This is a genomic window from Amycolatopsis speibonae (assembly GCF_042647925.1).
Classification (GTDB): Bacteria; Actinomycetota; Actinomycetes; order Mycobacteriales; family Pseudonocardiaceae; genus Amycolatopsis; species Amycolatopsis speibonae.
Window position 1 is genome coordinate 1 of record NZ_JBHRWK010000027.1, and the last position, 14,184, is coordinate 14,184.

The window sequence follows — 14,184 nt, forward strand, 5'->3', positions numbered from 1 at the left end:
CCGGCTACCCGTCGTCGCCTTGGTAGGCCATTACCCCACCAACAAGCTGATAGGCCGCGGGCTCATCCTGTACCGCCGGAGCTTTCCACCAAACCCCATGCGAGATCCAGTCATATCCGGTATTAGACCCAGTTTCCCAGGCTTATCCCAAAGTACAGGGCAGATTGCCCACGTGTTACTCACCCGTTCGCCACTAATCCACCCGAAGGCTTCATCGTTCGACTTGCATGTGTTAAGCACGCCGCCAGCGTTCGTCCTGAGCCAGGATCAAACTCTCCAACAATGTCAAATTTGATCGAGGCAAATAAATACTTGCACTCAAAGGAACCTCAAACGAGGTTCTTAATACATAAGCTCTACTGGCTTAGTTCACTAGCACACTGTTGAGTTCTCAAGCAACACGCTTTGTTTCAAAGCGATATTCACAAGCTTTTTGGTCGAGCATGCCGAATCCTACGGGCTTAGTCGTAGGGGGTCGGCGGCCGCTCGTGGGCCGACGCTGAACGTTACCTGGTCCGGTTCGCGGTGTCAACCCGCTCGGCCCGTGTTCCTGGCCTGGGGCTTTTCGGCCCCGGTGGCCCGGTGTTCTTGGCGACGAAGAGAAGATTACATGCCCCGGAACCCCCCGAAAACAGGGGGGTCACTTAAGGACATCGCCGCAGGTCAGCCGGTATGAACCCCCGTCATCCGACGGTCTTCAGGTAGCGAGGCGGTTTGCGGGCGGGGACGACGCGCTCGAAGTCGGCCGCGTAGGCGAGCACTCGGGCGTCCGTCCACTGCCCCGCCATGAACGAGACCCCCACCGGGAGCTCGCCGACGAAACCGGCGGGCACGGTCACCGCGGGGTATCCCGAGACCGCGGCCGGCGTCGACGACGGGATCACGTCGTTGTCGCCGGTCTTGCAGTCGGTCTTCCAGGCAGGCGGGTTCGTGGGCGCGGCGATCGCGTCGAGGCGGTGCTCGGCGAGGGTCTCGTCTATCGAGCGTTTCGCCAGATCGGTCAGCTCGCGACGGTTGGCCAGGTAGCCGGGATCGGACGGGCCGGGCGCGACGAGTGCCTGTTCGAAGAGTTCCTGCCCGGCGAAGCAGGTCTGCTCCAGCGGGTCGGACCGGTTGTAGGCGATCAGCGCGGCGAGGTCACGCGGGCCTTCCGGGCGCGTGGCCAGGTAGCGATCGATGTCCCGGTGGAACTCGGTGAGCAGCGCCGGGAACTCCAGTTCACCGATCCTGGCCTGGTACGGCGGCGTCACCTCGACGACTTCGGCGCCTGCCTTGACCAGGGAATTCCTGGTCCGCGTCATGACCGCGTCCACGTCCGGGCCGAGTACCGGCAACCGCCAGAGCCCGATCCGGGAGCCCTTCAGCACGCCGGGCCGCAGGTGCGCGGCGTAGTCGGTCGGCTGGTTCGGCGGGTACGTGCCGGTGGCCGGGTCGCTCGGATCGCGGCCTTGGAGCGCGGACAGGGTGAGCGCGACGTCGACGACGTGCCTGGCCATCGGGCCCGCGGTGTCCTGTTCGGCCGAGATCGGCACCACGCCGGTGCGGCTGACCAGGCCGAGGCTCGGTTTGTGCCCCACTGTCGAGGTCATGCCCGCCGGGCAGACGATCGAGCCGTCGGTCTCGCTGCCGATCGCGACCTGGGCGAGCGACGAAGCGATCCCCGCGGCGGATCCGGCGGACGACCCACAAGGGTTGCGGTCGAGCACGTACGGGTTGTTCGTCTGCCCACCGACGCCCGACCAGCCGGAAGTCGGTTTGGCGGCGCGGAAGTTCGCCCACTCGGAGAGGTTCGCCTTGCCGAGGACGACCGCGCCCGCGTCACGCAGGCGACGGATCAAGGTCGCGTCCTTCGCGGGCTTGCTGCGCAGCGCCCGCGAACCCGCCGTCGTCTGCTGCGACCGGGTGTCGACGTTGTCCTTCACCAGGACGGGGATGCCGTCCAGCGGCCCTCGGGTCTTGCCGGCGCGACGCCGGAAGTCACTCTCCGCGGCTTGCGCGATGGCGGTCGGATTGACCGCGATGACCGCGTTCACGGTCCTGTCGACCTTGTGGATGCGATCGAGATAAGCCGAGGTCAGGCCGACCGCGGTCAGCCGTCCGGAGGACATCCGAGCCTGGAGCGCGGGGATGTCGGCGGCGTCGAGATCGAGAGGTTTGCCGGAGGCGGATGCCGCTGGTGCGGCACCCACCGCGATGGTCGCGGCGACCAAGGTCGTCAGAACTCTGAACACCGGTCGCCGCACCATCAGGTCTCCCTCGTCTAGAGAACCGGAAGCAGGGTCCGCAGCTCATACGGGGTCACCGCGCTGCGGTAGTTATCCCATTCAACACGTTTGTTGCGGAGGAAGAAGTCGTAAACGTGCTCTCCGAGCGCTTCGGGCAGAAGTTCCGATTTCTCCATTTCGGCCAACGCCTCGCCGAGGTTCTGTGGGAGCTGGGCGTATCCGGCCGCGCGGCGCTCGGCGTCCGAGAGCTGCCAGATGTTGTCCTCGGCGGGAGGCGGCAGCTCGTAGCCCTTCTCGATGCCCTTGAGGCCGGCGGCCAGGATGACCGAATAAGCCAGGTAGGGGTTGCAGGCGGAGTCGAGCGTGCGGATCTCCACGCGGCGTGACGACGCCTTACCGGGCGAGTACATCGGCACCCGGACCAGCGCGGAGCGGTTGGCGCGGCCCCACGAAACGGTCGTCGGGGCCTCGCTGCCGCTGATCAGCCGTTTGTAGGAGTTCACCCACTGGTTGGTGACCGCCGAGATCTCCTTCGCGTGGTGCAGCAGCCCCGCCACGAAGGCCTTGCCCGTCGCGGACAACTCGTACGGGTCTTCCGCGTCGTAGAAGGCGTTGCGATCGCCCTCGAACAGGCTCACGTGGGTGTGCATGCCCGAACCCGGCTGGTTGGTGAACGGCTTCGGCATGAAGGTCGCGCGGACCCCCTGGGTGAGCGCGACCTCCTTGACGACGTAGCGGAAGGTCATCACGTTGTCGGCCATGGTCAGCGCGTCGGCGTACCGGAGGTCGATCTCCTGCTGGCCGGGCGCGCCCTCGTGGTGGCTGAACTCGACCGAGATCCCCATCGCCTCGAGCGTCTCGATGGCGTGGCGGCGGAAGTGCGTCGCCGTCGCGTGGCTGGCCTGGTCGAAGTACCCGCCGTTGTCCGCGGGCTCGGGCTCGCTGCCGTCGTCCGGCAGGCTGGCGAGCAGGAAGAACTCGATCTCGGGATGGACGTAGCAGGTGAAACCCGCTTCGCCCGCCTTCGAGAGCTGCCTGCGCAGGACGTGCCGGGGGTCCGCCCAGGACGGGGAGCCGTCCGGCATCGCGATGTCGCAGAACATGCGCGCCGAGTACGGGCCCCCGTCTGGGGTCTCCCAGGGCAGGACCTGGAACGTGGCCGGGTCGGGCTTCGCGACCATGTCGGATTCGTAGACGCGCGCGAACCCTTCGATGGCCGATCCGTCGAAGCCGATCCCCTCGCTGAAGGCGCCCTCGAGCTCGGCGGGCGCCACCGCGACGGACTTGAGGAAGCCCAGCACATCCGTGAACCAGAGCCTGACGAAACGGATGTCGCGCTCTTCCAAGGTACGGAGCACGAACTCCTGCTGGCGATCCATGGCCGCACCCTAACGAGAACGTGTTAACGACATGTTTCGCGACGCGCCGATCGAGCGGAAGTGGTGGATCACCCCACCAGAACCGGTTCGGGTTTGGCCGCCTTGGCGATCGACAGTGAAGCGACCGAGGCGAGCACGGCGAGGCCCGCGGCGATGTACCAAGCGAGCGCGTAGCTGCCGGAAGAGTCGCGGATCGCGCCGGCGCCGAAGGCCGCGAGACCGGCGCCGAGCTGGTGACTGGCGAAAACCCAGCCGAAGACGATCGGCCCGGCGGCACCGTACTGGCGGACACAGAGCGCGACCGTCGGCGGCACCGTCGCCACCCAGTCGAGACCGTAGAAGACGATGAACGCCCACATGCTCGGTTCCACCGAGCCGCTCAACAGCTGCGGGAGCAGGGCGAGCGAAACGCCGCGAAGGGCGTAGTAGACGCCGAGCAGGATGCGCGGGTCCACGCGGTCGGTGAGCCAGCCGGAGGCGATCGTGCCGACGACGTCGAAGATCCCGACGAGGGCGAGCAGGCCGGCGGCGGTGGTCTGCGGCATGCCGTGGTCGTGCGCGGCGGGGACGAAATGGGTGCTGACCAGGCCGTTGGTCGTGGCTCCGCAGATCGCGAACCCGGCGGAGAGAAGCCAGAACGTCTTCGTGCGCGCTGCCGAGCCGAGAACCGAGAGCGCACGACGGGCCGAACCACCCGTTCGAATGATGGGTGCGACTTCGTCGGGCTCCGCGCCGTAGGCGGTCGTTCCGACATCGGACGGGTGATCGCGGACCACCAGAAGGACGACGGGGACGACGGCCAAGGCGGCGATGGCGATGACGAGCGACGCCGTCCGCCAGCCTTCGTCGATGGCGAGGTTCGCGACGATCGGGAGGAAGATCAGCTGGCCGGTGGCGCCCGCCGCGGTGAGGACCCCGGTGACGACGCCGCGGCTGCGGACGAACCAGCGGGCGGCGACGGTCGCGGCGAAACTCATCGCCATCGAGCCGGTACCGACGCCGACCAGGACACCCCAGCAGAGGATGAGCTGCCAGCTCGCGTTCATGAACACCGTGCCGCCCGCGCCGATCGCGACGACGAACAACGCCGTCGAAGCGACGCGTCGCATTCCGAAGCGCTCCATGAGAGCTGCCGCGAAGGGCGAGAAGAGGCCGTAGAGCACGAGGTTCACGGAGACGGCCGACGCGATCGTCGCGCGCGACCAGCCGAACTCGTTGTGAAGCGGGTCGATGAGCACGCCGGGGGCCGCGCGGAAGCCGGCGGCGGCGAGCAGGGCGATGAACGCGGCTGCGGCGACGAACCACGCGCGGTGGAGTCGGGTCTCAGGTTGCACGGGTACAGCGTCATCGCCGTCGGCCCCCAGCGGAAGCGGCCGGAAGGACACTGTGCGAAAGATTCGGGCCAAGGACATAGGCTCTGGCCATGCGCTGCCGTCACCTCGTGCCGGCGCTGCTGCTCACGATCGGGCTCATCGGCGGCTGTGCGGGGTCGCCCCCGTTGCCCCCTGCCCAGGAATTCGTGAGCGCGGCGGCCGACTCCCTCGTCTCATTGCGCAGCGTGCGGTTCACGCTCGGGGTGAACGGCGTCGTCACTGGGCTGCCGGTACGCGGACTCGATGGCGAGGTCAGCGTCGAGAGCGGCGCGGCCGGTAACGCCGACCTGCAGGACGACTTCGAACGGGTGAAAGTCGAGTACCGGCTGTCCGGCTCGGAGATCACGCTGAGCGGGCCTGACGGGGAGCGGGTGATTCCGGCTTCGGCGGCCTATACGCCGCAGGCGATGCTCGGGGCCGACGGTGGGCTGCGGCGGCTGCTGACCGGGGCGACCGAGCTGCGGGGCGAGCGGTGGGAGCGGGTGCAGGACACCGACTCGTTCCGGATCGGTGCGAAGGTGCCGGCCGCGGTGATCGGCGGGATCGTGCCGGAGATCAAGTCGGACGTGTTCGTGAAGCTGTGGATTTCGAAGGACGAGCCGCGGCGGCTGGTGCGGGTGTGGCTGCAGGTGCCGCCGACGAGTCCGCAGGACTTCGCGGTGATGCTGGAGTTGGCGTTGACCAGGCATAACGCGGTGGTCGTCGGGGACGGGCGATAGCAAAGGTCCCCTGCTCTCCCTGGGCGGGAAATGCCTGGTCAGCGGGTGCGGCGATAGCAAAGGTCCCTTGCTTCCCCTGCCGGTGCGGCGGGAGAAGCAAGGGACCTTTGCTATCGCCTCGTCACTTGGCGGTGCAGCGGGTGCCCTCGTCCGGCAGGGCGCCGTCCACCAGGTATTTGATGCCGATCTGGTCGACGCACGAGACGCCCTGGAGGAACACCGTGTGCTGGTTGCCCTCGAACGTCAGCAAAGCTCCCTTGATCGCCTTCGCGAGGTTGACGCCCGCCTGGTAGGGGGTCGCCGGGTCGTTCGTCGTCGAGATGACCAGCGTCTTCGGCAGGCCTTCGACGTTGGGCTGGTGTGGCTCCGAGGTGTTCGGCACCGGCCAGAAAGCGCAGGCGTCGCGCGCGGAACCGTCCGGCTTGCCGTCGTCGAGGAACGGCGCCGCCTCCGCGTACCGCTTCTGCGCGTCGAGGAGCTTCGCCGGATCGGTGACCCGCGGGTCGTCGACGCACCGGATCGCGACGAAAGCGTCCTGCGTCGTCCCGTAGCGGCCATCGGCGCCGCGTTCGTTGTACAGGTCGGCCAGCTTCTCCAGGCCGTCGCCGCGCTGGCGCTTCAGATCGTTGAGCGCGGTGTTCAGCGGTTCCCAGAGGTCTTCCTGGTAGAGGGCCTGTATCACGCCTGTCGTCGCGTCCTCGTACGACAGTTTCCGGCCGTCGGAGACCGGAACCGGGAAGTCGATCAGCGGCCGCACCAGGTCCTGGAACGCCTTCGTCACGCCGGCGGCATCACGTCCCAGCGCGCAGTCCTCGCGCGCGGCACACCAGTTCGAGAACTCTTCGAACGCCTTGCCGAAGCCCTCTCCCTGCCCGACCAGCGACTCCACCGAGTCCTGCTCCGGGTCGACGGCCCCGTCGAGCACCAGCGCGCGGACATTCGCCGGGAAGGCCTCCGCGTAGGCGGATCCGATCCGCGTCCCGTAGGAGTAGCCGAGGTAGTTCAGTTTCGGTTCGCCGAGGACCGAGCGCAGGATGTCCATGTCCTTGACGACGTCCCGCGTACCCACGTTCGCGAGCATCGCGGGGCCGTGTTCGGTCCGCTGGGCGCATTTGGCCGCGAAGTCCTGGGCCTCGGCCTCCTGCTTTTTCACTCCCTCGGGTGACCCGTCGGTTTCGCTGTCGTCCGCCCGGTCCGCATCACGTTCGGCATCGGTCAGGCAGCGGATCTGCGGCTCGCTCGCACCGATGCCCCGCGGGTCGAAACCGACCATGTCGAAGCGTTTGCCCAGCTCGTTCGTGGCCGTCCGGGAGGCGAGACCGGCCGCGGCCGCCATCCCGGAGGCACCGGGGCCGCCGGGATTGACCACGAGCGCCCCAATCCTTTCGTCGGTTTCCAGCGCCTTCCGGCGCAGCAGGCCGAGCGTGATCGAGTCGCCTTCAGGCTTCGCGTAGTCGAGCGGGACGGTCAGCCGGGCACACTGTGCGCCCTTCACTCGAAACGCCGCTTTTGCGTCATCGGATGTCGCGTAGGGTGCACAGTCGGCCCAGGTCAGACTCTGTCCGTAGAACTTCTCGAGTCCTGCGGGCACCGGTCCGGACGGAGCGTGCGACTCGGTGGCCGGAGGCGGCGGCTGGGTTCTACCCTCTCCCGACGAGCACGCGGCGAAAGTGACGGCGAGCAGGCCGGACAGCGTGATCGCGGCGAATCGACGGGCACGGGACCTGGCGCTGACATGAGTGGACACGGTTGGATCGTGCCATCGGCCGTGGAACTCGGCCGCACCACCACTGCGTTGGTGATACGGGTGCGGACGGCAGAAGAACAGACGGGAGCACAGGGGTGGCAGCACTGATCAGCCGGGTGGGCAAGAAGCTGCGCCGGATCATCCAGCGGCCGGGCAGCGTCGAGCTGACCCGCTACGAAGCGCTGCTGCCGGCCATCGAGAAGCTCGAGCCCGAGTTGGAGAAGCTCTCCGACGAGGAGCTGACAGACCGGGCCGGCAAGCTTCGGGACGCCACGTCCTTCGGCAACGACCAGCTGGTCGAGGTGTGCGCGCTCGGCCGTGAGGCCGCTCGGCGTGCCCTCGGCGAGCGCGCCTTCGACGTCCAGCTGCTGGGCACGATGGGCCTGCTCAGCGGGCATATCGTGCAGATGGAGACCGGTGAAGGCAAGACGCTGGCCGGTGCGCTGGCGGGCGCCGGGTACGCGCTGCGCGGCAAGCACGTCCACGTCGTCACGGTGAACGACTACCTCGCCCGCCGTGACGCGGAGTGGATGGGCCCGATCTACGACCTGCTCGGCGTCTCCGTCGGCTGGATCGAGCCCGCTCACTCCCGCGACGAGCGTCGCGAGGCCTACGCGAAGGAAGTCACGTACGGCGCCGTCAGCGAGATCGGCTTCGACGTTTTGCGCGACCGCCTGGTGACCCGCGAAGAGGACCTGGTCCAGCGAAAGCCCGAGGTGGCGATCGTCGACGAGGCGGACTCCGTGCTGGTCGACGAGGCCCGCGTGCCGCTGGTGATGGCGGGGTCGATCGACCACACCGACGCCGATGAAGAGGTCGCGAACATCGTCCGGCGTCTGCGGCTCGGGCTGCACTACGAGACCGACGCCGACGGCCGCAACGCCTGGTTGACCAAGGCGGGCGCCTCGGTGGTCGAGAAGGCTCTCGGTGACGACATCAACCTCTACGACGACACCGGCTCGGACCGGCTGCCCGCAGTGAACGTGGCGCTGCACGCGCACGCGCTGCTCACCCGCGACGTCGACTACCTCGTACGCGACGGCAAGGTGCAGCTGATCAACGCCGCGCGCGGCCGGGTCGCCGAACTGCAGCGCTGGCCGGACGGTCTCCAGGCCGCCGTCGAGGCGAAAGAGCAGGTCAAGGCGACCGACCGGGGCGAGATCCTCGACTCGATCACCGTGCAGGCGCTGCTCGCGCGCTACCCCGAGGTCGCGGGCATGACCGGTACCGCGGTCGCGGTCGCCGAGCAGCTGCGCGAGTTCTACGAGCTCGAGGTCGCGGTCATCCCGCCGAACACGCCGAACGTCCGCGAAGACCAGGAGGACCGGATCTTCGGGTCGCCGTCGCAGAAGCTGCGCGCGATCGAGGAGGAGATCCGGCGGGTGCACGAGAGCGGGCGGCCGATCCTCGTCGGCACCCAGGACGTCGCCGAATCCGAGGAGCTGGCCGAGAAGCTGGCCAAGATCGAGCTCGAATGCGTCGTGCTGAACGCGCGCAACGACGCCGAGGAAGCCGAGATCATCGCCGACGCCGGCAAGAAGGGCGCGGTCACCGTTTCGACCCAGATGGCCGGTCGCGGTACCGACATCCGGCTGGGTGGCAAGGACGGCGACGGCCGCGACGATGTCGTCGAACTGGGCGGCCTGCACGTGATCGGCACCGCCCGGTACCCGTCGAGCCGGCTGGACGGCCAGCTGCGCGGCCGGTCCGGGCGGCAAGGCGACCCGGGCAGCGCGGTGTTCTTCGCCAGCTTGAACGACGAACTCGTGCTGTCGAACGCGCCGGACATCCCCGAGGGCATCAGCTCCGACGTGGGCAGCGGCGAGATCACCGACTCGGCGGCGCTGCGGCAGATCAACCACGCGCAGCGTGTCGCCGAGGGTGTCGACCTGGAGATCCACCGGAACACGTGGCGCTACACGCGGCTGATCGAGCGGCAGCGTGGCGAGCTGCTCGCGCACCGGGACACGGTGCTGCGCACAGCGCACGCGGCGGAGGTGCTGGAGAAGGCGCACCCGGAGAAGTTCAAAGAGCTCTCGGAGGCTGTCGACGACGAGGCGAAGGTCGAGCAGCTGAGCCGCGAGGTGCTGCTGTTCCACATCGACCAGCTGTGGTCGGATCACCTGGCGTTCCTGACCGACGTGCGGGAGAGCATCCACCTGCGGGCGCTGGCGCGGGAGACGCCGATCGACGAGTTCCACCGCGCGGCGATCCCCGAGTTCCACAAGATCATCCCGGAGGCGGCCGAGCGGGCGGCGAAGACGCTCGAAGAAGCCGAGATCACCGAGAACGGGATCGACCTCGGTGACGCGGGAGTGCGGCGGGCGAACACGACGTGGACCTACCTGGTGCACGACAACCCGTTCGACTCCGACTTCGAGCAGACCATCAAGAAGGTGCGGAGCATGATCAAGCGGAAGTAGCCGCGCGGTCCCGATCGGGAAGCGGGGGACCTTTGCTATCACTCTCTTTTGGAGAGCGACAGCAAAGGTCCCCTGCTCTCTTTTCGCGACGCGGGCTGCGGCATCCTTCCCCCGTGCCGATCACCACGGAGTTCTGGGCGACCACCGCCCAAGTCATTCCCGCTCTGCTGCTCGCCTTCGTCCTGACGCAACGTCCGGCGGAGCGCAAGGAAGACCGCGAAAAGGTGAAACTCGGAGCGGCGCGACTCACCTACAGCATGATCGTGCTCCTCTCGCTCGCCTTGGGAGTGGCGGCCGAGTTCCTGGCGCTGGACGGCCTGCTCGGCGGTGGCGGGCGAGGAACAGCACGGGTGGTGATCCTCGCGATCGGCGTGCTCTCGTTCTGGGCGGTCCTGGCCGTGGCGATCTGGTCGGGCACGAGGTTCTTCCCTGAGACCGACGAGGACATGGACCGGCTGCGGCTGCGCGTCGGCGCGCTGCTCACCGGCCAGCTTCTGTTCTCGGTCGTGGTCGCGCTGCTGCCGCTGGCGGCGGCGATCTGGCTGGCGATCCGGATGTGATCCCGCGGGCGCTGACACAGGTGGGCGATTCGGCACATCCGCTCGTCCCCCTGAGCACGTATGAGTGAGAATGACGGCATGCCGCAACTGCGCATCGCACTGGCCCAGGTCAACACCACCGTCGGGGATCTCGAGGGCAACGCCGAGCTCACCGTCGAGTGGACTCGCAAGGCCGCCGAAGCAGGCGCCCACATCGTGGTCTTCCCGGAGATGTCCCTCACCGGTTACCCCGTCGAGGACCTCTCGCTCCGCCCGACCTTCGCCTCCGCCTCGAAGCAGATGGTCGAAGCGCTCGCCCGGCGGCTCGAAGACGCCGGATGCGGCGAAGTGCTCACCTACATCGGGTATCTCGACCTGGACGAGACCGGCGCGCGCGACGCGGCGGCCGCGCTGTATCGCGGTGAAGTGGTCGCCCGCCAGTTCAAGCACCACCTGCCCAATTACGGCGTCTTCGACGAGCACCGCTGGTTCAAGCCGGGCCATGACCTCGAGGTCGTCCGCTTCCACGGCGTCGACGTCGGCATGGTGATCTGCGAGGACGTCTGGCAGGACGGCGGCCCGATCTCCGCGCTGGGCAAGGCCGGGGTGGACCTCGTGGTCGCGCCCAACGCTTCGCCCTACGAGCGTGCGAAGGACGACATCCGCCTGCCGCTCATCGCGCGCCGCGCGGCCGAGGCCGGAGCGCCGCTGGTGTACACGAACCAGATCGGCGGTCAGGACGACCTCGTCTTCGACGGCGATTCGATCGTGGTCGGCGCGGACGGTCGCCTGCTGGCCCGCGCGCCGCAGTTCGTCGAGCACCTGCTCATCGTCGACACGGACCTCGTCGCGGGCGGGCACACCGCCGAGGGCGAGTTCGAGGGTCTGCGGGTCAAGCGCCACGTACTCGGCGAGGACCCGGTTCCGGCGTACACCCCGAGCAACGAATCCGCGATCAGCGAGCCGCTGTCGGACGAAGCCGAGGTGTGGCACGCGCTCGTCGTCGGCCTGCGTGACTACGTGCACAAAAACGGCTTCTCGTCGGTGACGTTCGGATTCTCCGGCGGCATCGACTCCGCGGTCGTGGCGGCGCTGGCCGCCGACGCGCTCGGCGGCGACAACGTCTACGGCGTCTCGATGCCTTCGGAGTACTCCTCGGAGCACTCGAAGGGCGACGCCGAAGACCTCGCCCGCCGCATCGGCGCGCACTACCGCGTCGAGCCGATCGCGGACATGGTCAAGGTCTATGTCGATCAGCTTCAGCTGACCGGTCTCGCCGAGGAGAACATCCAGGCCCGCGTCCGCGGCATGCTGCTGATGGCCCTGTCCAATCAGGACGGTCATCTGGTGCTCGCGACCGGCAACAAGACCGAACTCGCCGTCGGCTACTCGACGATCTACGGTGACGCCGTCGGGGCCTTCGCGCCGATCAAGGACCTGTTCAAGACACACGTCTGGCACCTGGCCAAATGGCGCAACGCGGAAGCCGAGAAGAACGGCGAAACCCCGCCGATCCCGGAGAACTCGATCACCAAGCCGCCGTCGGCCGAGCTGCGACCCGGTCAGCTGGACAGCGACTCGCTGCCCGACTACCTGATGCTCGACGACATCCTCGACGACTACATCGAGGGCGACCGCGGCTACGTCGACCTGGTGGACGCGGGCTTCGAACCGGAGACCATCGATCGGGTGGTGCGCATGGTCGACAAGGCCGAGTACAAGCGCCGCCAGTACCCGCCGGGCACCAAGATCACGTTCAAGGCGTTCGGGCGAGACCGGCGGCTGCCGATGACCAACGGCTGGCGCGAGGGCACGGTCGTGACCCCGTCAGCTCAGCGTGACCTGCTTCCCCGCTGAGTTCGCCAGCACGGCCACCAGGCCGGGCTTCGTGTCCCGCCGGACGAGCATGTCCATCCCGAGCGCGCGGACCGCGGTTTCCACCGTGGCGGGCTCGGGGTGGACACCGGTGACCAGGAGCAATGGGATCGACGGGAGTCCCCGCGTCGTCGGATGCGGGGTGCTCCCCCAGTCGATGAGAAAGGGCGCGAGCCCTTCGAGGCCGCCGGCGCCGGTGAGACGCCAGTTCAGCAGTTCGCCGTCGTCGGTGGCGCGCGACATCTCGAACGCCTCTCCCGGGTCGTAACACGCTCACGTGCTTCGGCGATCGCGTCGTCGATGCCCTGCGCCCGCGCGGCCCAGGTGACCAGTGCCGGCGCGGTCAGTTCGTCGATACCGAACGGCCGCGGTCCGACGTGCTCGGGTTGGTCCGGGTCGGGTCCGACCACCTCGAGGTAAGCGCCGGCACCGAGATCGGCGAGATAGTTGGCCGTGCCGAGCCCGACGTGCCTGCCACCGCGTACGGGCGTGACACCGGTCAGATCGGCGACACGCGCGACAGCCTCTTCGAGATCCGGCCCGGCGTAGACGAGGTGATCAAGCACGAGGTCGCTCATGCCCATAGTCCTATCGCAGCCGCCGCCCCGGCGGCACCGCGGCAGGGAAGTCTCCCCCGAAAAGCGGCGTGGCCGAAACTGTCGGTCCCGGCTCGTACCCTGGACCTCATGACGGCACAGGGCTACGCCGTGTTCGGCACCGTGATCGGCGATTGCGGCATCGCGTGGAACGAACGCGGGGTCATCGCGGTCCAGCTGCCGGAGGGCAGTGAAGAAAAGACGAGGGCGCGACTGACCGCGCGCCTTCCCGAAGCGACCGAAGCCATGCCGCCGGGCGAAGTCCAGCGCGCGATCGACGGGATCGTCTCGTTGATGGACGGCAAACGCACGGACCTCACCGAGGTCGGCCTCGACTACGAAGGAGTACCGGACTTCCATCACAGGGTGTACGAGTTCATCCGCACGATTCCCGCGGGCAAGACGCTGACCTACGGCGACATCGCGAACATCCTCGGCATGCCCGGTGGGGCGCAGGCCGTGGGTCAGGCGATGGGCCGGAATCCGTTCCCGATCATCGTGCCGTGCCACCGAGTGCTCGCCGCCGGCGGCAAGGACGGCGGATTCTCCGCGCGCGGCGGAGTCGCCACCAAGCGCCGGATGCTGGTCATCGAAGGCGCTTTGGCGGACGAACCCACGTTGTTCTAGACGGTCTCGGCGGGCGACCACGGCTTGAGCCAGGGCGTCTCCGGCCAGCCTTCAGCGGCGGCCATCAGCGGGATCGCCGTCGCGCCGTCGATGTGCTCGCGGATGATGTCGGCGTGCCCGGCGTGCCGCGCGGTCTCCTCGATGAGGTGGAACAGCACCCAGCGGACCGACCAGGCGTCGACGTCCTGCGGGTACCAAGGCACGCCTTTCGGCACCGGGACCGGCTGGCCCAGGTCGGCGATGCCGGCGATGACGTCCGCGGTGCGGCGGGCGACCTCGTCGTAGCGCGCGAAGACGTCTTCGAGCGTCTCGTCGTCAGCCATCACGTAGCCGGCTTGGTAGTCCTTCATCGCCTCCTCCATCGGCTTCGCGGGCCTCTGGAGAAGGATGTCGATCCAGCCGTCTTCCGTGAACGCGGTGTGCTTGATCAGGCCGCCGACGCTCAGCGAGCTTCTGGTCGGGACCGCTCTGGCCTGTTCTTCGGTCAAGCCGTGCGCGGCGATGCGCAGGACATGGCGCTGCTGCTCCAGGTAGGCGAGGAGACCTTCGCGCTCGTCGGCGACAGGAGGGACGTTTCCGGCCATGGTGGTTCCTTCCGTTGGGAAGGGGATCATGGCATCCGGTACGGGCCTCCCGGTGCGATTCGGCCAGGAAGAGAGCGGGGGACCTTCGCTATCGCTC

10 protein-coding genes, 1 rRNA gene and 1 pseudogene are annotated in these 14,184 nt (G+C 68.1%); 5 read left to right on the plus strand and 7 right to left on the minus strand.

The annotated features are described in order from the left end of the window. The 4 genes from ACFOSH_RS20205 to ACFOSH_RS20220 all read right to left on the minus strand — a co-directional run. Positions 1-283, minus strand: a 16S ribosomal RNA gene (locus ACFOSH_RS20205); the annotation flags it as partial. A 400-nt stretch (positions 284-683) separates the two neighbouring features. Then, entirely contained in the window at positions 684-2,246 is a 1,563-nt protein-coding gene (locus tag ACFOSH_RS20210) for an amidase (RefSeq protein ID WP_378240548.1), read from the minus strand. 14 nt (positions 2,247-2,260) lie between these two features. After that, a complete protein-coding gene (gene glnA / locus ACFOSH_RS20215) occupies positions 2,261-3,604 on the minus strand; it encodes a type I glutamate--ammonia ligase (RefSeq protein WP_007035311.1) in 1,344 nt (447 codons plus the stop codon). A gap of 68 nt (positions 3,605-3,672) precedes the next feature. After that, a complete protein-coding gene (locus ACFOSH_RS20220) occupies positions 3,673-4,938 on the minus strand; it encodes an MFS transporter (RefSeq protein WP_378240549.1) in 1,266 nt (421 codons plus the stop codon). Between the two features lie 89 nt (positions 4,939-5,027). Here ACFOSH_RS20220 and ACFOSH_RS20225 point away from each other — a divergent pair, with 89 nt between their 5' ends. Next, positions 5,028-5,696, plus strand: a complete 669-nt coding sequence (locus tag ACFOSH_RS20225; protein ID WP_378240550.1) for an LppX_LprAFG lipoprotein — start codon at positions 5,028-5,030, stop codon at positions 5,694-5,696. A 121-nt stretch (positions 5,697-5,817) separates the two neighbouring features. Here the strand turns inward: ACFOSH_RS20225 and ACFOSH_RS20230 are convergent, their stop codons facing one another. Then, on the minus strand, positions 5,818-7,389 hold the full coding sequence (locus ACFOSH_RS20230) for an alpha/beta hydrolase (protein ID WP_378240675.1): 1,572 nt from the start codon (positions 7,387-7,389) through the stop codon (positions 5,818-5,820). Between the two features lie 149 nt (positions 7,390-7,538). Between ACFOSH_RS20230 and secA2 the strand changes: the two genes are divergently transcribed. The 3 genes from secA2 to ACFOSH_RS20245 all read left to right on the plus strand — a co-directional run bounded on the left by secA2 (position 7,539) and on the right by ACFOSH_RS20245 (position 12,262). Continuing rightward, complete coding sequence (gene secA2, locus ACFOSH_RS20235) at positions 7,539-9,866, plus strand: accessory Sec system translocase SecA2 (protein WP_378240551.1); 2,328 nt, start codon at positions 7,539-7,541, stop codon at positions 9,864-9,866. Between the two features lie 113 nt (positions 9,867-9,979). Beyond that, positions 9,980-10,426, plus strand: a complete 447-nt coding sequence (locus tag ACFOSH_RS20240) for a hypothetical protein (protein ID WP_378240552.1) — start codon at positions 9,980-9,982, stop codon at positions 10,424-10,426. Positions 10,427-10,504: 78 nt separating this feature from the next. Continuing rightward, a complete protein-coding gene (locus ACFOSH_RS20245; RefSeq protein ID WP_378240553.1) occupies positions 10,505-12,262 on the plus strand; it encodes an NAD+ synthase in 1,758 nt (585 codons plus the stop codon). Here ACFOSH_RS20245 and ACFOSH_RS20250 read toward each other — a convergent pair. Continuing rightward, positions 12,233-12,858: pseudogene (locus tag ACFOSH_RS20250) on the minus strand (VOC family protein). The gene ACFOSH_RS20245 and the pseudogene ACFOSH_RS20250 overlap by 30 nt on opposite strands. A 108-nt stretch (positions 12,859-12,966) precedes the next feature. Between ACFOSH_RS20250 and ACFOSH_RS20255 the strand changes: the two are divergent. Next, positions 12,967-13,503, plus strand: coding sequence for a methylated-DNA--[protein]-cysteine S-methyltransferase (locus tag ACFOSH_RS20255; RefSeq protein ID WP_378240554.1), 537 nt, complete (start codon positions 12,967-12,969; stop codon positions 13,501-13,503). On the opposite strand, the gene ACFOSH_RS20260 is transcribed toward ACFOSH_RS20255, so the two are convergent. Next, positions 13,500-14,087, minus strand: a complete 588-nt coding sequence (locus tag ACFOSH_RS20260) for a DinB family protein (RefSeq protein WP_378240555.1) — start codon at positions 14,085-14,087, stop codon at positions 13,500-13,502. The two genes, ACFOSH_RS20255 and ACFOSH_RS20260, sit on opposite strands and share 4 nt — an antisense overlap. Positions 14,088-14,184 lie beyond the last annotated feature (97 nt).